The organism is Acinetobacter sp. NIPH 542 (assembly GCF_000369825.1).
In the GTDB taxonomy this organism is placed as follows: Bacteria; Pseudomonadota; Gammaproteobacteria; order Pseudomonadales; family Moraxellaceae; genus Acinetobacter; species Acinetobacter oleivorans.
The window spans coordinates 1-19,307 of sequence record NZ_KB850206.1; the positions used below are offsets into that span (position 1 = coordinate 1).

Here is a 19,307-nt window from a genome sequence, read left to right on the forward strand (position 1 = left end):
ATCATTAAGAGAATTGAAGAACAACTTGTGTGGATTTTTACTGATTGATCGATCGAAATATTATCATTGATTGATTGGTTTAAATTACTCGAAGTTTATTTGAGCGAAATTTAAGTCAGAAAATTGATGAGCCAGAATTGGCACCTTGTCTTTAATAAGGTGCAAAATGATTTTTAACTGAAGAGTTTGATCATGGCTCAGATTGAACGCTGGCGGCAGGCTTAACACATGCAAGTCGAGCGGAGTGATGGTGCTTGCACTATCACTTAGCGGCGGACGGGTGAGTAATGCTTAGGAATCTGCCTATTAGTGGGGGACAACATTTCGAAAGGAATGCTAATACCGCATACGTCCTACGGGAGAAAGCAGGGGATCTTCGGACCTTGCGCTAATAGATGAGCCTAAGTCGGATTAGCTAGTTGGTGGGGTAAAGGCCTACCAAGGCGACGATCTGTAGCGGGTCTGAGAGGATGATCCGCCACACTGGGACTGAGACACGGCCCAGACTCCTACGGGAGGCAGCAGTGGGGAATATTGGACAATGGGCGGAAGCCTGATCCAGCCATGCCGCGTGTGTGAAGAAGGCCTTATGGTTGTAAAGCACTTTAAGCGAGGAGGAGGCTACTTTAGTTAATACCTAGAGATAGTGGACGTTACTCGCAGAATAAGCACCGGCTAACTCTGTGCCAGCAGCCGCGGTAATACAGAGGGTGCAAGCGTTAATCGGATTTACTGGGCGTAAAGCGCGCGTAGGCGGCTAATTAAGTCAAATGTGAAATCCCCGAGCTTAACTTGGGAATTGCATTCGATACTGGTTAGCTAGAGTGTGGGAGAGGATGGTAGAATTCCAGGTGTAGCGGTGAAATGCGTAGAGATCTGGAGGAATACCGATGGCGAAGGCAGCCATCTGGCCTAACACTGACGCTGAGGTGCGAAAGCATGGGGAGCAAACAGGATTAGATACCCTGGTAGTCCATGCCGTAAACGATGTCTACTAGCCGTTGGGGCCTTTGAGGCTTTAGTGGCGCAGCTAACGCGATAAGTAGACCGCCTGGGGAGTACGGTCGCAAGACTAAAACTCAAATGAATTGACGGGGGCCCGCACAAGCGGTGGAGCATGTGGTTTAATTCGATGCAACGCGAAGAACCTTACCTGGCCTTGACATAGTAAGAACTTTCCAGAGATGGATTGGTGCCTTCGGGAACTTACATACAGGTGCTGCATGGCTGTCGTCAGCTCGTGTCGTGAGATGTTGGGTTAAGTCCCGCAACGAGCGCAACCCTTTTCCTTATTTGCCAGCGAGTAATGTCGGGAACTTTAAGGATACTGCCAGTGACAAACTGGAGGAAGGCGGGGACGACGTCAAGTCATCATGGCCCTTACGGCCAGGGCTACACACGTGCTACAATGGTCGGTACAAAGGGTTGCTACCTAGCGATAGGATGCTAATCTCAAAAAGCCGATCGTAGTCCGGATTGGAGTCTGCAACTCGACTCCATGAAGTCGGAATCGCTAGTAATCGCGGATCAGAATGCCGCGGTGAATACGTTCCCGGGCCTTGTACACACCGCCCGTCACACCATGGGAGTTTGTTGCACCAGAAGTAGCTAGCCTAACTGCAAAGAGGGCGGTTACCACGGTGTGGCCGATGACTGGGGTGAAGTCGTAACAAGGTAGCCGTAGGGGAACCTGCGGCTGGATCACCTCCTTAACGAAAGATTGACGATTGGTAAGAATCCACAACAAGTTGTTCTTCATAGATGTATCTGAGGGTCTGTAGCTCAGTTGGTTAGAGCACACGCTTGATAAGCGTGGGGTCACAAGTTCAAGTCTTGTCAGACCCACCATGACTTTGACTGGTTGAAGTTATAGATAAAAGATACATGACTGATGATGTAAGCTGGGGACTTAGCTTAGTTGGTAGAGCGCCTGCTTTGCACGCAGGAGGTCAGGAGTTCGACTCTCCTAGTCTCCACCAGAACTTAAGAGAAGTTCGGATTACAGAAATTAGTAAATAGAGATTTAGATCTTGGTTTATTAACTTCTGTGATTTAAGTATCACGGTATTAAGCATGACCTGACGAAGGCATGTTTATTCATTAACAGATTGGCAAAATTGAGTCTGAAATAAATTGTTCACTCAAGAATTTAGATTAAGCAATTAATCTAGATGAATTGAGAACTAGCAAATTAACTGAATCAAGCGTTTTGGTATATGAATTTAGATTGAAGCTGTACAGTGTTTAAATACACAGGCAACAGATAGTAGCGATGAAGAATCGCACGGACAACACTCACTTGTAAGTGTTGACGACTGTTTGGGGTTGTATAGTCAAGTAATTAAGTGCATGTGGTGGATGCCTTGGCAGTCAGAGGCGATGAAAGACGTAATAGCCTGCGATAAGCTCCGGGGAGGCGGCAAATATCCTTTGATCCGGAGATTTCTGAATGGGGGAACCCACCTACTTTAAGGTAGGTATTGCAACATGAATACATAGTGTTGCAAGGCGAACGAGGGGAAGTGAAACATCTCAGTACCCTTAGGAAAAGAAATCAATTGAGATTCCCTTAGTAGCGGCGAGCGAACGGGGATCAGCCCATTAAGTTATGTGTGTTTTAGTGGAACGCTCTGGGAAGTGCGAACGTAGAGGGTGATATTCCCGTACACGAAAGGGCACACATAATGATGACGAGTAGGGCGAGGCACGTGAAACCTTGTCTGAATATGGGGGGACCATCCTCCAAGGCTAAATACTCCTGACTGACCGATAGTGAACCAGTACCGTGAGGGAAAGGCGAAAAGAACCCCTGTGAGGGGAGTGAAATAGATCCTGAAACCGCATGCATACAAGCAGTGGGAGCCGACTTGTTCGGTGACTGCGTACCTTTTGTATAATGGGTCAGCGACTTATATTCAGTAGCGAGGTTAACCGTATAGGGGAGCCGTAGAGAAATCGAGTCTTAATAGGGCGTTTAGTTGCTGGGTATAGACCCGAAACCAGGCGATCTATCCATGAGCAGGTTGAAGGTTGGGTAACACTAACTGGAGGACCGAACCCACTGTCGTTGAAAAGCCAGGGGATGACTTGTGGATAGGGGTGAAAGGCTAATCAAGCCTGGTGATAGCTGGTTCTCCCCGAAAGCTATTTAGGTAGCGCCTCGGACGAATACCATAGGGGGTAGAGCACTGTTTCGGCTAGGGGGTCATCCCGACTTACCAAACCGATGCAAACTCCGAATACCTATGAGTACTATCCGGGAGACAGACTGCGGGTGCTAACGTCCGTAGTCAAGAGGAAAACAATCCAGACCGCCAGCTAAGGCCCCAAAATCATAGTTAAGTGGGAAACGATGTGGGAAGGCATAGACAGCTAGGAGGTTGGCTTAGAAGCAGCCACCCTTTAAAGAAAGCGTAATAGCTCACTAGTCGAGTCGGCCTGCGCGGAAGATGTAACGGGGCTAAAACTATGTGCCGAAGCTGCGGATTTGACTTTTAGTCAAGTGGTAGGGGAGCGTTCTGTAAGCCGATGAAGGTGTATTGAGAAGTATGCTGGAGGTATCAGAAGTGCGAATGCTGACGTGAGTAACGACAAAACGGGTGAAAAACCCGTTCGCCGAAAGACCAAGGGTTCCAGTCCAACGTTAATCGGGGCTGGGTGAGTCGACCCCTAAGGCGAGGCCGAAAGGCGTAGTCGATGGGAAATTGGTTAATATTCCAATACTTCTGTGTAATGCGATGAGAGGACGGAGAAGGTTAAGTCAGCCTGGCGTTGGTTGTCCAGGTGGAAGGAAGTAGGCATGCATCTTAGGCAAATCCGGGGTGCTCTATGCTGAGATCTGATAGCAAGCTGTACTTGTACAGCGAAGTGGCTGATACCATGCTTCCAGGAAAAGTCTCTAAGCTTCAGTTACACAGGAATCGTACCCGAAACCGACACAGGTGGTCAGGTCGAGTAGACCAAGGCGCTTGAGAGAACTCTGCTGAAGGAACTAGGCAAAATGGTACCGTAACTTCGGGAGAAGGTACGCTGCTGACGGTGATGACCCTTGCGGTCTGAGCTATTGGCAGCCACAGAAACCAGGCCGCTGCAACTGTTTATTAAAAACATAGCACTCTGCAAACACGAAAGTGGACGTATAGGGTGTGATGCCTGCCCGGTGCTGGAAGGTTAATTGATGGGGTTAGCGTAAGCGAAGCTCTTGATCGAAGCCCCAGTAAACGGCGGCCGTAACTATAACGGTCCTAAGGTAGCGAAATTCCTTGTCGGGTAAGTTCCGACCTGCACGAATGGCATAATGATGGCGGCGCTGTCTCCAGCAGAGGCTCAGTGAAATCGAAATCGCTGTGAAGATGCAGTGTACCCGCGGCTAGACGGAAAGACCCCGTGAACCTTTACTGCAGCTTGACATTGAACTTTGACCTTACTTGTGTAGGATAGGTGGGAGGCTTTGAAGTTGGAACGCTAGTTCCAATGGAGCCGTCCTTGAAATACCACCCTGGTAATGTTGAGGTTCTAACTCTGCCCCGTAATCCGGGGCGAGGACCATGTCTGGTGGGTAGTTTGACTGGGGCGGTCTCCTCCTAAAGAGTAACGGAGGAGTACGAAGGTGCGCTCAGCGTGGTCGGAAATCACGCGTAGAGTATAAAGGCAAAAGCGCGCTTAACTGCGAGACCCACAAGTCGAGCAGGTACGAAAGTAGGTCTTAGTGATCCGGTGGTTCTGTATGGAAGGGCCATCGCTCAACGGATAAAAGGTACTCTGGGGATAACAGGCTGATACCGCCCAAGAGTTCATATCGACGGCGGTGTTTGGCACCTCGATGTCGGCTCATCTCATCCTGGGGCTGAAGCAGGTCCCAAGGGTATGGCTGTTCGCCATTTAAAGAGGTACGCGAGCTGGGTTTAGAACGTCGTGAGACAGTTCGGTCCCTATCTACCGTGGGCGCTGGAAATTTGAGAGGATCTGCTCCTAGTACGAGAGGACCAGAGTGGACGAACCTCTGGTGTACCGGTTGTGACGCCAGTCGCATCGCCGGGTAGCTATGTTCGGAAGGGATAACCGCTGAAAGCATCTAAGCGGGAAGCCTACCTCAAGATAAGATTTCCCTAGGACTTTATGTCCTCTAAAGAGCCGTTCGAGACTAGGACGTTGATAGGTTGGATGTGGAAGCATAGTGATATGTGAAGCTGACCAATACTAATTGCTCGTGAGGCTTGACTATACAACACCCAAGCAGTTGTATATAAAGCATCAATCGATTCATTAATATGCAAAGCAACTTGATTTAGTTATATGCTTAGCTAAAATGAACAACTAAAGTAAGATTCAATCAGCCCATCTGTAAAGATTTGGAAAACGCATCGGCACATTAAGACCAATGCAAGTATCCATACCAGTTGTGCTGGCGACCATAGCAAGAGTGAACCACCTGATCCCTTCCCGAACTCAGAAGTGAAACCTCTTAGCGCTGATGGTAGTGTGGGGTTTCCCATGTGAGAGTAAGTCATCGCCAGCTCATTATTCTAACACCCCGGTCTCGAAAGAAACCGGGGTGTTGCTTTATGCGCGAAAATTAAATGAATTGTTTAATTTAGATGCAGTAAGACCATAAAAAAGGACTCTATATGAGTCCTTTTTTTATATGAAGGAAACTTCGAGCCCGTTCTAAGTTAGAAATGGGCTTCTAAACCGACATTTTAATTAGCTATGCAGCAAAATTTTTCATTAAAGATCTACTTTTTCTTCTGGAAATTTCACACCAATATATATGATAAATAGAAACTATATGTTATAAATAATAAGTAGGCATGATTTTTGCTTGTTTAATGGAATCTAAAATATGAAATTATCTGTTGGGTTGAAAGTTGCGAATTCTTTATCGTTAACACCTCAATTGCAGCAGGCGATTCGTTTGTTACAGCTTTCTAGCTTAGAACTTGAACAAGAAATCCAAATTCAACTAGATAGTAATCCTTTACTTGAAAAAATAGAAGAAGAATCAATAACAGAAAGCCTATCTGTATTAGAAAGCAAAGACTCAGATGATTTAACAACTGAATTAAATGCAAACCATTTGCCTGATGATTTACCAGTCGATACTGATTGGGATGATATTTATACTCATCAATCAACAGCGTTGGCTACTCCAGAATTTGAAGAGCGAGAGGATAATCGTCAAGTTCAATTATCTCTAAAGGAACATATTTTAGAACAAGTTAATCTTTTGCACTTTTCTAAAATAGATCAATTAATTGCTTACTGTATTGTTGATGCATTAGATGATAAAGGTTTCTTGGATGCTGAAATAGAAGAAATAATTTTAGCTGCCCAACAATTATTAAATGAGATGGATATCGAAGAAGACATTGAAGAAGATGAGGTTCTAGTCGTCTTAAAGCATATTCAACGGCTTGATCCACTAGGGATCGGTTCACGTAATTTAGCGGAATGTTTAAAAATACAACTCGAATTTCTACCAAAAGATGTTGAATATTTAAACGAAGCAAAAAGCTTATTGCAATATTATGAGCTTTTGATAGCAAATGATTTAAATAAATTACTCAAACAAACGGGTTTAACAAAAGATCAATTAAAGTTTGCAATCAATCTTTTAAAAACATTGAAACCATATCCAGGTATGGATTTTGATAAACAAGAGTCAGATTATCAAATCCCAGATGTAGTAGTTTCTAAAAAAGATTTACATTGGCAGGTTCAACTAAACCCAGATGTATTACCTAAATTAAGAATTAATTCTTTTTACTCCAGTATGATTCGTAGAGCAGATCAGAGTGAAGATAATTTATATTTGCGTAATCAAATGCTTGAGGCGAAAAACTTTATCAAAAGCATTGATGAAAGACATAAAACATTATTAAAAGTAGCATCATGTATTGTGGAACATCAGAAAGCTTTTTTGGAGATCGGTGCAGAAGCAATGAAACCATTGGTTCTTCGAGATGTTGCTGAAGAAGTAGAATTGCATGAATCTACAGTTTCTCGTGTAACAACAAATAAGTATATGCTTACTCCACGTGGCCTTTTTGAGTTGAAATATTTTTTCTCTAGCCATGTAGGCACAACTGCTGGTGGAGAGGCTTCTTCCACTGCAATTCGTGCAATGATTAAAAAACTCGTAGCAAGTGAAAACCCGCGTAAACCTTTGTCAGATAATGTAATTGCCACATTGTTGAAAGATGAGGGGATTGAAGTAGCAAGAAGGACTGTCGCAAAATATCGTGAATCGTTACATATTCCTTCATCGTCTGAAAGAAAAGTCTTGATCTGAATTTTGAAGTATGGCTATTCTAGAGATTCATTATGACGAAATAATGAAATTTTAATTTCACCAAGAGGAGCCGCTAAAATGGTTTAATTGTCCTAATTTTTTTTGATAGCATTAAATCGTTTTAGTTCTTCTTTAAATAACCTAAAAAAGGTGAGGGATAGAATTATGCAAATAACGATTCGTGGACATCATTTAGCAATTACACCAGCTATAGAAGAAAATATTAAATCAAAGTTTAATCAATTGACGAAACACCTAGACCAGGTGAATAGTATGCAGATTAAATTAACCAAAGATCATCAAATTGATAAGCGCTCTCATAAGGGCAGTTCAAATCATGTTGCAGAGGCTATTGTAAGATTGCCAGGGATTGAGTTGTTTGCTCAGGCAACCGCTGATGATATGTATACTTCAATTAAAAAATTGACAGAAAAATTAAAAAGACAATTATTAAGATATCGAAAAATGCAATGCACTTATTCGCAAGTTACTGTTTTTGTTTAATAAGTTTTGTTAATTTAAGAGAGGCTTGAAAGATAGCCTCTTTTTTATTGATAAAATATAAACACGTACTGAATTCTTGGAAAAAGTTATAGTAAAATACTCCGTTTTACCCCTTAGGTTGTGTCAGAGGTCTTTGCAATGAATAGTGAACAGCTCACTCAAATTTTAAAAGAAGCTTTCCCTGTAGCGGAAGTAGCGGTGAGCGGACAGGCCGGAAAATTTGACCTCCGTATTGTGGATGATCAATTTGAAGGTAAGCGTACAGTGGCTCGTCAACAATTAGTTTATGCACCATTAAATACTTATATTGCAAGTGGGGAAGTTCACGCGGTAACAATTCGTGCAATGACCAAAGATGAATGGCGTAAAGCAAGCCTTTTCGGAGCTTAAATATTAATGGATAAATTTTTAATTACGGGTGGTGTTAAGCTCGAGGGCGAAGTGCGCATTTCTGGTGCAAAAAATGCGGCTTTGCCATTACTTGCTGCAACTATTCTTGCAGATTCTCCAATTACAATAACCAATGTTCCAAATCTTAAAGATGTTAATACTTTGGTAAAGCTAATTGGTGGATTAGGGGTAACAATTGGCTATGAAAATGACACAGTAAAAGCAGATATCTCTACTTTAGACAATCAGTTTGCACCTTATGAGCTGGTAAAAACAATGCGTGCCTCAATTTTGGTTTTAGGACCATTATTAGCACGTTATGGTAATGCTAAAGTTTCTTTACCTGGTGGTTGTGCGATTGGTTCAAGACCTGTGGACCAACATTTAAAAGCTTTAGAAGCTTTGGGTGCGCATATTGAAGTTGAAAATGGTTATGTCCATGCTTCAGTTGATGGTCGCTTAAAAGGTGGCGAAGTTGTTTTTGATATGGTTACTGTCGGTGGTACCGAAAACATCTTGATGGCAGCGGCATTAGCAGATGGCGTTACGACTATTCGTAATGCAGCTCGTGAACCTGAAATTACTGACCTTGCTCAAATGTTAATTAAAATGGGCGCCAAGATTGAAGGTCTTGATACAGATACTCTTGTTGTAACTGGTGTAGAAAGTCTACATGGCTGTGAATATGCTGTTGTTGCCGATCGTATTGAAACAGGTTCATATTTAGCAGCTGCTGCAATTACGGGTGGTCGTGTCAAAACTACACATACTGACCCTGCATTACTTGAGTCTGTTTTGGATAAGTTTGAAGAAATGGGTGCTGAAGTCACTCGTGGTGATGACTGGATAGAACTTGATATGATGGGTAAACGCCCTAAAGCTGTAAGTTTTAGAACTTTGCCACATCCAGAATTTCCAACTGATATGCAAGCACAGCTGATGGCAGTAAATGTGATTGGTCGTGGATTCGCAACAATCTCTGAAACGATCTTTGAAAATCGTTTTATGCATGTTCCTGAATTGTCACGAATGGGCGCTAATATTCAAGTTGAAGGTCACGATGCTGTCGTAACAGGAGTTGAAACCTTACAGGCAGCACCTGTTATGGCAACAGATTTACGTGCTTCATTCTCTTTAGTTCTAGCTGCTTTAGTTGCAGAGGGAGATACATTAATTGATCGTATCTACCATATTGACCGTGGTTATGAACATGTCGAAGAGAAGCTTCAAGGTTTAGGTGCCAAAATTAAGCGAGTAAGTTAATGAATGATGTAAGAAACGATGATCCTAATTTTGATGTGATGGGTAATTTTGATCATGGTTTGACCTTGGCATTGAGTAAAGGGCGTATTTTAAAAGAGACGTTACCTTTATTGGCTACAGCGGGTATTAATTTACTCGAAGATCCGGAAAAGTCTCGTAAACTAATTTTCCCAACTACGCATAAACAAGTACGTATTTTAATTTTACGTGCATCTGATGTACCAACCTATGTTGAAAATGGTGCAGCAGATATCGGAGTGGCGGGTAAAGATGTGTTGATGGAACATGGTGCTCAGCATGTATATGAGCTGCTTGACCTGCAAATTGCTAAATGTAAGTTAATGACTGCTGGTAAAGTAGGTATGGAGCATCCAAAGGGTCGTTTAAAAATTGCCACGAAATATGTCAATCTTACACGTCAATACTATGCAAGCTTAGGTGAGCAGGTTGATGTTATTAAGCTCTATGGTTCTATGGAGTTAGCACCTTTGGTTGGTTTAGGTGATTACATTGTGGATGTGGTCGATACTGGTAATACTTTAAGAGCAAATGGTCTTGAGCCATTAGAAGAGATTTGCAAAGTGTCTTCTCGATTAATTGTAAATAAAGCCAGTTTTAAACGTAAACAAACTTTGTTAAATCCAATCATTTCACAGCTTGAGCAAGCTGTTCAATCGCGTTAAAAGCAATTTCCCATCATGCTTTTGCGATAGTTAAGCTAGATGATGCCCACAAGCGCATAGAAAAAGGGTAAACTTACTTTTTCTTTTTCGCCTTGTGGGTAAATTGATGCGACGTTTATCGACTCAAGATCAAAACTTCAAACAGGTTTTTGCTGAGCTATTGGCATTTGAAACCGTGAATGATCTTAATTTAGTGCAAACAGTAGATCAAATTATTGCTGATGTTCGTCAGCATGGTGATGATCATGTTTTAAAGCTTACTCAACAGTTCGATCGACATCCTGCGCATCAATTTTCAGATTTAGAATTATCTCAAGAACAACTTAAAACTGCTTTTGATAATTTAAGCCCAGAAATTCGTGATGCTCTAGAGTTGGCAGCAAAGCGTATTCGTACATTTCATGAAGCTCAGAAACAAGATAGCTGGACTTATATAGATGACTTGGGCAATACATTAGGGCAAAAAGTAACGCCTTTAGACCGTGTTGGTATTTATGTGCCAGGAGGTTTAGCCTCTTATCCATCTTCAGTTCTAATGAATGCTGTACCTGCTCATGTTGCAGGTGTACCTGAAATTATCATGGTTGTTCCAGCACCAAATGGTGAATTAAATCCATTGGTTCTTGCCGCAGCTTATCTTGCGGGAGTTAGCCGGGTATTTACCATTGGTGGGGCGCAGGCTGTAGCAGCTTTGGCTTATGGTACTCAGACAATTCCACCTGTAGATAAAATTACTGGTCCTGGGAATCGTTTTGTAGCAGCTGCTAAACGTGCTGTATTTGGTCAAGTCGGCATCGATATGATTGCTGGACCTTCTGAAATTTTAGTATATGCAGAAGGTGAGAATAATGCAGATTGGTTGGCTATGGATGTTTTATCACAAGCTGAACATGACACTGTGGCTCAAGCTATTTTTATAACTCCAGATGAAGCTTTGCTTAATGCAGTCGAGTTGGCAATTGAAAAGCATTTAAATGAATTGCCAAAGGCAGATATCGCTCGAACTTCAATTGAAAACCGTGGTGCTTTGGTATTAGTTAAAGACCGCGCAGAAGCAATTGAGTTAATTAATCAGGTTGCACCAGAGCATTTGGAACTGTGCCTAGATGATGCCGAAGCAATGAGTGAAGAGATTCGTCATGCTGGAGCAATTTTCATGGGACGTTATACACCTGAAGCAATCGGTGACTATTGCGCTGGTCCAAACCATGTATTGCCGACATCTGGAACTGCTCGTTTTTCTTCTCCTTTAGGCGTTTATGATTTCCAAAAACGTTCGAGCTTGATTATGTGTTCGAAAGATGGAGTTAAAACGTTAGCTAAAACAGCCGACATATTAGCTGTCCAAGAGAACTTAGATGCCCATGCACGCTCAGCTCGCTATCGTTATCAATAAGCTTATAAACCTTGTAGTTTTTTAATTATTACTCAGGGCTGATTTTCAGCCCTTTTTTGAGATAAGATCATGACTTTATCTACAGCACAAATGCGCTTTTGGAGTCCAGAAGTTCGTGAATTAGAGCCTTATGTTCCGGGTGAACAGCCTAAAATTCAGAATTTATTGAAACTCAATACGAATGAAAATCCTTATCCGCCATCTCCCAAAGTAGTTGACGCAGTTCAAGCAGTTTTAACTCAGCAAGCTGATGCCTTGCGTTTATATCCAGATCCAGATGCAACAGCTTTAAAGCAAGCAATTGCTAAACAACAGAATATTGAGGTGTCTCAAGTTTTCGTTGGTAATGGCTCAGATGAAGTACTTGCTCATATTTTTAAAGCATTTTTTCTTCAAGATGAACCGATTCTTTATCCAGATATTACTTATAGTTTTTATCCAGTTTATAGTCAGTTCTTTGGAACAAAAACTAAAGAAATTCCACTCAATGAGAATTTCGAGATAGAAGCTAAGGACTATATACAACCAAATGGTGGGATTGTTATTACAAACCCTAATGCACCAACCAGTATTGCAATGGGTTTGCCAGATATCGAGCAAATCTTAAAAGCAAATCCAGATCGGGTGGTGGTGATCGATGAGGCTTATGTTGATTTTGGAGCAGAATCCGCAGTTGGTCTTGTAAATCGCTATGAGAATCTAGTTGTTTGTCAAACAACCTCAAAATCTCGTTCATTAGCTGGTTTGCGCGTTGGTTTTGCAATCGCTCAGCCACATTTAATTGCAGCGCTTGAAGCTGTCAAAAATAGTTTTAACTCATATCCTATTGACCGTTTTGCAATTGCAGCCGCTGTAGCTTCTTTTGAAGATCAGGCTTATTTTGAAGAACACTGTCAGAAAGTTATTTCTAGTCGTGAAAAACTAGTAGATGACTTAACTGCTTTGGGCTTTAAAGTTTTACCTTCTAAAGCGAACTTTATTTTTGCTTCACACTCAGTCCATGATGCAGGCAAACTTGCACAGCAATTACGTGAACAAGGTATTATTGTGCGTTATTTCAATAAGCCTCGTATTAATCAATTTTTGCGTATCACAGTGGGTACTGATGAGCAGAATATGCGTTTAGTGCAAACGTTAAAACAAGATATTCTTTAAGTTTTAGTCTGCTGTGCTGTTCATCAAGTTCAGCATGGCAGAAATTTTATCAAGGCTTTCTTGATATTCTGCTTCTGCATTTGAGGCAATCGTAATACCACCACCGGCCCACAAAGAGAGCTGATTTTGATATTGTTGGAAGCTACGGATAAGAATATTCCAGCGGCCCGTTCCATCAAAATTGAAGTAACCTAATGTCCCGCAATAAGCACCTCTTGCTTCTTCTTCTAGCTCTTCAATAATTTGCATCGCCCGAATTTTTGGGGCTCCTGTAATCGATCCCCCCGGTAAAGCAGAGAGCAACATTTGCATTGGATTAATATCATCTTTAAGCGTGGCAACAATCTCACTGACCATATGATGAACTTGATTAAAACTTTCAATCTCGAATAATTGCGTTGTTTTTACGGACCCTGTATTGGCATAAATGCTCAAATCATTACGTAATAAATCAACAATCATGACATTCTCGGCCTGATCTTTTTGCGAGTTTTTTAAAGTTTGTTTTGAAATAAAATCTTTTTCGATATCTTCATATCGAGGCATGGTTCCCTTAATAGGTCGGGTCTTAATTTGTTTATTTTGATTGAATTCTATGAAGAGTTCAGGGGAACAACTTAATAATTCAAATTGATCTAATTTTAAATAACCTGCATATGGTGCATTAGTAAGGCTCCATAAATCTTCAGCTTTATTTAATAAAGACCCTTTGAAATCAGCTTTAAATTCTTGGGTTAAATTAATTTGATAACAATCCCCAGCTTTAATGTATTCTTGTATTTTGTTAAAAGCCTTGAAATATTGTTCTTTAGACCATCTTGGCTGAATAGAAGTTTTTAATTCAAATATATTTTTAGATTTATTTGAATTAGGAATCTCTAACTTCTTTTCAATATATTTAAATAGGTCTAATGCATTTTCCTCATCACTAAAAAAATACCAAACATTATCTATATATTTTAAAAAAGAACGATATTGACCTAAGAACAAAGATGGCTGTATATGAGTCTGAGCATGAATAAATTGATGTGCAGCAAAATCATAACTAATAAAACCGATATAGCCGCCATTAAAACTTGTTATTGATTTAGTATTCTTGATTTCTTTTAATTTATTTTCTTTTAGTTGAATAAAGTCTAATAATTGATTCGATTTTAATATTTTCTTATATTCATTAAAATTTTGACGTTGAAATACTATATTCTTTTCATTCTGAATAAGAATGTATTGTTGTGGGAGAAAACCAATAATAGGATTATTATTGTCATTTAAATAAATGAGCCCAGTTAATCCTTGTAAATTTTTTAAAATCTCGGCCGTACTTTTACCATGTAATGAGATTTTTTTCTTTAACTGAGACATTTTTAAATAACAGAATAGTTAATAAGGGAAATATTAGTTTACTACAACTTGCGGATCATCAGGGAGAAGACTTAGAAGAGAGGTACTTTTCGTTGATAAAATAGTCGAATTTTAGAGTGGATTAGCGTTGGTATTAGACGTTAAAAGCGAAATAAATTGAGCGTACCGTTTGTCGGGTAGTTGGCAAAAAATGCACAACACTAGTTGAACAAAAAGTAACGTAGATGTAATTTAGTAATTGCTAAGCAAAACTACTCAAGGATTGGAAGTTTCGGTTGCTATATAAAGAAAAATGCAACTTGAGACAATGAGAGTGGTTAAAGTCAAAAAATAAATGCTCTTGGGAGAGTGCTCAATGAAAATGTTCACTAAACTTGCTTTAGTTTCTTCTTTAGCTATCAGTGCAAATGCAATGGCGATGCAGTCAATGGACGATGCTGCACTAAGCGCTGCTACAGGTCAAGATGGTATTAACATCGGTATCGCTTTAGGTGCTGGCGGTATTTCTATCGACAAATTATATATTCACGATAACGATGGTTTAGACCCAACTACAGGTATTGCAGGTGCAGCAGCAACTGCGGGTGCTATTACAATCACAGGTACAACTGCAACTAATGGTAAGGCTATAACTCTTACGCAGGTAGATACCACAAAGAATCTATTAGATCTTAAAATTGATAGCGTTGGTGCATCTGCTACAAATGGAGCGTTTTTAAACGTTGCTGCAAATGTAGGGGCAGTTAATGTAAAAGTTGGCTCTATCGGTGTTGGTAGTTCTGGTACTTTAAATGAAACAACTGCTGTACGTGGTATTACAGAAGCAGCGCCAACTGAAATTCTTTCTGGTTTAGATTTATCTTTAGGTGCAATTTCAGCTAATGTTCAATTAGGCGCTACCCCACAAGGTGCAATGATCAAGGTAAATTCCAGCTTACAAGGTGGTTTGACACTATCTAACCTAGGCATCAATGATGCTGCGGGTGGTGGTAAAATTGTCCTAGACAAAGTAATGGTACGTGGTGCAGGAAATACAACTGGTAACCTAGATGTGAATGCAGACATTTCTGTTGTACCAACAGGGTTGAAGATTCAAAATAACAGTACTCAAGGCATGAATGTATATGCACAGGGTATTCACTTAGGTTCTAATACTGCTGCTTCAATAGGTGATGTTGAAATCCAAGGTATTAATGTTGGTACTTCTACAATTACAATTTCTGGTCACTAATTTAAAAATTTGAAAATAAAAAGCGCGTTTAATACGCGCTTTTTTAATTGAAGTTTTAATTAAATTTCTCTTAAGAATTAATGAAATTCCTATATATATATTAAATAGATTAAAACCGCCGCTAGTTAAGAATGAGAGCTAATTAACAGTTTAATTAGAGTAGAACTATACGTTCATCAAAAAGATTAAAAAAAAGCTGTTTTTTACAAAAAAAAAAGGTATCTTCGAGACACAGGGATGTAGAGCTATTGCTCTAAGAATAAAATGAATAAGGCCAGTTAGGCCACCATTTAGACCAAGTGCTTATGTTAGAGATTGTTTTAGGCTCAGCATTGATGTATTACTTTGCGACAGAAGCCTTCGAAATAGAAAAAAAGCCACCGGGAACTGTTTATTATACAGAGACGGCCGATTCACGTAATTTATCTTTTCACCGAAATCATATTGAACCCGTTACGATTAAACCTGCGATAGAAGATCAATTTCGCGGTATTGTTCGACAAGCATATGACTATAGCTGTGGTTCGGCTGCACTTACCACTTTGTTAAATGGGTATGTTGGTACCAGTTTAACTGAACAGCAAACAATGAGTGGGTTACTACAGTATGGCGAATATCAACGTATTATCGAACGCCGTAGCTTCTCATTACTTGATATGAAACGTTTTGTAACTGCTATTGGTTTAGATAGTGGTGGTTACCGGGGAGAGTTTCCTGATTTAGTTAAATTAGGTCAGCCTGCAATTGTTCCCATTTCATATGCTGGGTTTAAACATTTTGTCGTATATAAAGCTTATAAAGATGGCAGAGTCTATGTTGCTGATCCTGCTTTAGGGAATATCAGTTTTGATGAAAACCGATTTAAAGAAATTTGGGATAATAATACTTTATTTGTTATTTCTGTTCCTGAATCGCAGCGTAAAGACTTATTAGCATTAAAAGACGCAGATATGCGTCATGTGGAAGATGCAACTGTTAACCGTTATGCCTTTGTTGATGTGCAATATCCAACATTTAATTATGACCGTTTAGCAAATAAAGCCTCAACAATGCGACGGGTTTTGGATAATGACAGCCATTCTTCAAATCATAATCAGCCGATAGAAACTTTTATGCGTCTTTATTACAAACGTAAGTAATGAATTTTTAATTTAGTAAAATAAATAAATTGGGTGGAAGGAATATGAATAATCGATGGATGAAGATGAGTGTATTGGCTTTAAGTATGAGTGCCATTACAGGAACAATCTATGCAAAGGACCAAGTTGCACAAACGGAAGTTCAAAATACTGCTGTGGTTTCTGAAACAAATACCGCATCAGAAATAGCGCCAGCAACAGATTCAGTTCAAGATGGAAATGTAACTTCGTCCACAGACGTGGTAACCAGTGATCCTGTAACAGCAAATACTGGAGCTAATCAAGCTGCGACCGCTTTGCAGAAAAAAGAAGGCGATGCGAGTCAAGAAACAAACTTACAAGAAGTATTTACCTCGAATGAACGACAATATTCGTTAATTAAAAGAGGGGAAATTTCTACATATTATGATCTTGATTATACCTATTACCGCGACAGTATTTTGGATTTAGCATTAGCAGATGATAACTCTAGTATTAGTCGATTAAGTATCAGGGAAGATGCTCAACATACTTTGACTAACAGTTTTACAGGCCAATATGGTGTTTTAGATAATTTAACACTTTCAGCAACAGTACCTCTAGTTGCTAAATCTGATATCAATAGCGATTCTACCACTGCAGGATTGGGTGATATTTCTTTAGGTGCGCGTTGGGAACCTTTCCCTCTTAAACAAGGACGTTTACCTTTAGTCTTGTTTGGTAGCTTATCTAGTAAAACTGGTGATAGTCCTTACGAAGTTGGTCAAAATGAGCTTTCAACTGGTAAAGGGTATTACTCTGCAGGTATAGGCGCGAGTACTCGTAAATATATCGATCCAGTTGTTTTATTTGCCTCTGCTTCTGCCAATTATGGTTTTAAAGAATCTGGTTTAAATCAGGTACGTGGTAACCGTATTCTAGAATCTTTTGACCCTGGAATTAGTGGTGGTTTCTCTTTCGGTTTTGCTTATTCATTTAACTATGATGTGTCATTAACCATGTCATATCAACAAAGCTTTAACCTAAATTCTGAGTTCCAATTTGCAAATGGAGAATCTTATAAATCTCCAGACCAAAGTAGTGCAATGATGGCTTTTGCCTTAGGTGTACGTGTTTCACCTGATACGATTGTTAATGGTACAGTTGGCTTTGGTTTAACTGAGGATGCACCAGATGTCTCACTTGGTTTATCGTTCCCGTTAGATATTTTAGGTTTTAATAAAAAACAAAAATAAGGAGATATGCAGGTGAAATATCCTAAATTATGTCCTCTAACGGCGGCAATTGTGATCTCTGGTATTTCTAGCTTTGCCAATGCTCAATTAGGACAAAACCTAGCTGTCGATATTCGTTCACTATCAATGGGGAATGCTGTAACCGCAGACCCACCAGGGATTAGTGCGGTTCATTTTAACCCAGCAGCATTAGCTAAGATTGATGGACTGCAAACTGATGTACAGGGTATTCTAGCTAATTTTGATATCCAGCGAGAATTTTCAGCACCGCCTGGGTATAACGTTTTTGGTTATTCAGATGATCCTCTTGTTTGTAATGATGGTCCAGAAGTTACTGCGAATATTTGTACAGATTTTAAAGACTCAGTTCATGGAGATGTCGAATACGCCAGTTTATATGTGCCTATTCTTAAAAAAATGGTTGATTTAGGAGCGGGTTATCCACTCGTTGCTCCTACAGCAGGAATTGCCTATAAGCCTCCAGGTTCGAAAGTCACATATGCAACAGCAGTATATGCCCCATTGGTAGCAGGTTTTGGCGCAGAAAATGGTAATGCTGGTAACTATATGGGGCAACAAGTTGCTGTTGAGCGTATTACTTATTTGTCTCCATCTTTTGGTTTCCAAGTTAATGACCATTTATCAATTGGTGCTTCGATTGGTATGTCATATAACGCACTGGCATTAAAAACAGATCTTCGTTTTCCGAATGAGATGATTGGTGTCTTACGTATGGTTGATGAAGTGGTCTGTGCGCCATTTAAAAATAATAATGACATGATTACTGATCTATTATTATTTGGGATGTGTAATGCTCAGGAAGGTATGAACCCATTTAATAAAATGGGAGCCTTACAAGTTTCCATGGAGCAGTCTTTAAGCCCAAGTTATAACTTGGGCTTGCTGTGGGAGCCGACAGATGATTTTGGCTTTGGTATGGTCTATCAAAGCTCAGCTAAGATGCGTATGAAAGGCAAATACATGATTGATAATGCCAAAGCGCCTCAAGAATTGGTACGCGGGCTGAACTCATCTGCGACTGGACAAATTCTAGCTCGAATTCTTGGTTTACCTGGATATGTACCTGATATTGAATCGGGTTTAGTCGCGATGGATTTAGAATATCCCGCACATTTTCAGGCAGGTATTAAATATAAAATTTTGCCAGATTTACAAGTAAACTTTGATGTTGGATGGACTGATTATTCAGCATGGGATAAATTTAAATTTGAGTTTGATCGCCAGATTTCATTACTTAAAGTTGCAAAACTACTATCTAATGATGTGACCGATAACTCTTTAGCGTTGCCATTAAAGTTTACTTCACCATGGAGTTGGGGAATAGGCTTAGAATATTCGGCAACGGATCGTTTGAAATTACGAGCAGGTTATGAGCCCCGTGCTAGTGCTATTCCTGATGACAAACGTAATACTATGGTTCCAATTAACAATGCGCAATTGTTTGGTTTAGGATTAGGGTATCGTTTTGATACAGATACTGATTTAGACCTTTCAGTTGGTTTCTTACGTAGTCGAGATAATATTCCAGCATGTACGAGTACTTTATCGAATAAATGTGGTGTCGATAATATTTTATTAAACCCTTATGCTGGTTTAGATGTAAAAACAAATACGAAAATTACAGTGCTTGGTTTGAGTTACAGAACAAAATGGTAAAA

At 40.1% G+C, this 19,307-nt stretch carries 12 protein-coding genes, 2 tRNA genes and 3 rRNA genes; 16 read left to right on the plus strand and 1 reads right to left on the minus strand.

Annotated elements, in window-relative coordinates:
• The first annotated feature begins 174 nt into the window (after positions 1 to 174).
• The 12 genes from F886_RS05655 to hisC all read left to right on the plus strand — a co-directional run bounded on the left by F886_RS05655 (position 175) and on the right by hisC (position 12,682).
• Positions 175 to 1,712: ribosomal RNA gene (locus F886_RS05655) — 16S ribosomal RNA — on the plus strand.
• Between the two features lie 59 nt (positions 1,713 to 1,771).
• Positions 1,772 to 1,848: transfer RNA gene (locus F886_RS05660), tRNA-Ile, on the plus strand.
• A 55-nt stretch (positions 1,849 to 1,903) separates the two neighbouring features.
• Positions 1,904 to 1,979 (plus strand) — tRNA-Ala (locus tag F886_RS05665).
• Between the two features lie 352 nt (positions 1,980 to 2,331).
• Positions 2,332 to 5,224, plus strand: a 23S ribosomal RNA gene (locus tag F886_RS05670).
• Positions 5,225 to 5,403: 179 nt separating this feature from the next.
• Positions 5,404 to 5,518, plus strand: a 5S ribosomal RNA gene (rrf, locus tag F886_RS05675).
• Together the 16S, 23S and 5S rRNA genes with 2 tRNA genes alongside form the textbook arrangement of a ribosomal RNA operon.
• A gap of 324 nt (positions 5,519 to 5,842) precedes the next feature.
• The gene (locus tag F886_RS05680) at positions 5,843 to 7,291 is read left to right on the plus strand and encodes an RNA polymerase factor sigma-54 (protein ID WP_005302834.1); all 1,449 of its coding nucleotides are present in this window, start codon (positions 5,843 to 5,845) and stop codon (positions 7,289 to 7,291) included.
• A gap of 165 nt (positions 7,292 to 7,456) precedes the next feature.
• Entirely contained in the window at positions 7,457 to 7,795 is a 339-nt protein-coding gene (gene hpf, locus F886_RS05685) for a ribosome hibernation-promoting factor, HPF/YfiA family (RefSeq protein WP_005302836.1), read from the plus strand.
• Between the two features lie 138 nt (positions 7,796 to 7,933).
• The gene (ibaG, locus tag F886_RS05690; protein WP_004794487.1) at positions 7,934 to 8,185 is read left to right on the plus strand and encodes a BolA family iron metabolism protein IbaG; all 252 of its coding nucleotides are present in this window, start codon (positions 7,934 to 7,936) and stop codon (positions 8,183 to 8,185) included.
• 6 nt (positions 8,186 to 8,191) lie between these two features.
• Positions 8,192 to 9,448, plus strand: a complete 1,257-nt coding sequence (gene murA, locus F886_RS05695; protein WP_005302837.1) for a UDP-N-acetylglucosamine 1-carboxyvinyltransferase — start codon at positions 8,192 to 8,194, stop codon at positions 9,446 to 9,448.
• Positions 9,448 to 10,131 carry an ATP phosphoribosyltransferase gene (gene hisG / locus F886_RS05700; RefSeq protein WP_003655841.1) on the plus strand — a complete coding sequence of 228 codons (684 nt, stop codon included), beginning with the start codon at positions 9,448 to 9,450 and terminating at the stop codon, positions 10,129 to 10,131. Before murA ends, hisG begins: the two co-directional genes overlap by 1 nt.
• A gap of 106 nt (positions 10,132 to 10,237) precedes the next feature.
• On the plus strand, positions 10,238 to 11,527 hold the full coding sequence (hisD, locus tag F886_RS05705) for a histidinol dehydrogenase (RefSeq protein WP_005302839.1): 1,290 nt from the start codon (positions 10,238 to 10,240) through the stop codon (positions 11,525 to 11,527).
• Positions 11,528 to 11,596: 69 nt separating this feature from the next.
• A complete protein-coding gene (hisC, locus tag F886_RS05710) occupies positions 11,597 to 12,682 on the plus strand; it encodes a histidinol-phosphate transaminase (RefSeq protein WP_005302841.1) in 1,086 nt (361 codons plus the stop codon).
• Positions 12,683 to 12,685: 3 nt separating this feature from the next.
• Here the strand turns inward: hisC and F886_RS05715 are convergent, their stop codons facing one another.
• A complete protein-coding gene (locus F886_RS05715) occupies positions 12,686 to 14,044 on the minus strand; it encodes a chorismate-binding protein (protein ID WP_005302843.1) in 1,359 nt (452 codons plus the stop codon).
• A 355-nt stretch (positions 14,045 to 14,399) separates the two neighbouring features.
• Here F886_RS05715 and F886_RS05720 point away from each other — a divergent pair, with 355 nt between their 5' ends.
• From F886_RS05720 to F886_RS05735, 4 genes are all read left to right on the plus strand, one after another.
• Positions 14,400 to 15,275: a putative pilus system protein FilA gene (locus F886_RS05720; RefSeq protein ID WP_005302845.1), complete on the plus strand. Its 876-nt coding sequence runs from the start codon at positions 14,400 to 14,402 to the stop codon at positions 15,273 to 15,275.
• A gap of 305 nt (positions 15,276 to 15,580) precedes the next feature.
• Positions 15,581 to 16,414 carry a putative pilus system C39 family peptidase FilB gene (locus tag F886_RS05725; protein ID WP_005302848.1) on the plus strand — a complete coding sequence of 278 codons (834 nt, stop codon included), beginning with the start codon at positions 15,581 to 15,583 and terminating at the stop codon, positions 16,412 to 16,414.
• A gap of 44 nt (positions 16,415 to 16,458) precedes the next feature.
• Complete coding sequence (locus F886_RS05730; RefSeq protein ID WP_005302849.1) at positions 16,459 to 17,628, plus strand: putative pilus system protein FilC; 1,170 nt, start codon at positions 16,459 to 16,461, stop codon at positions 17,626 to 17,628.
• A gap of 12 nt (positions 17,629 to 17,640) precedes the next feature.
• Complete coding sequence (locus tag F886_RS05735) at positions 17,641 to 19,305, plus strand: putative pilus system OmpP1/FadL family transporter FilD (RefSeq protein WP_005302851.1); 1,665 nt, start codon at positions 17,641 to 17,643, stop codon at positions 19,303 to 19,305.
• Positions 19,306 to 19,307 lie beyond the last annotated feature (2 nt).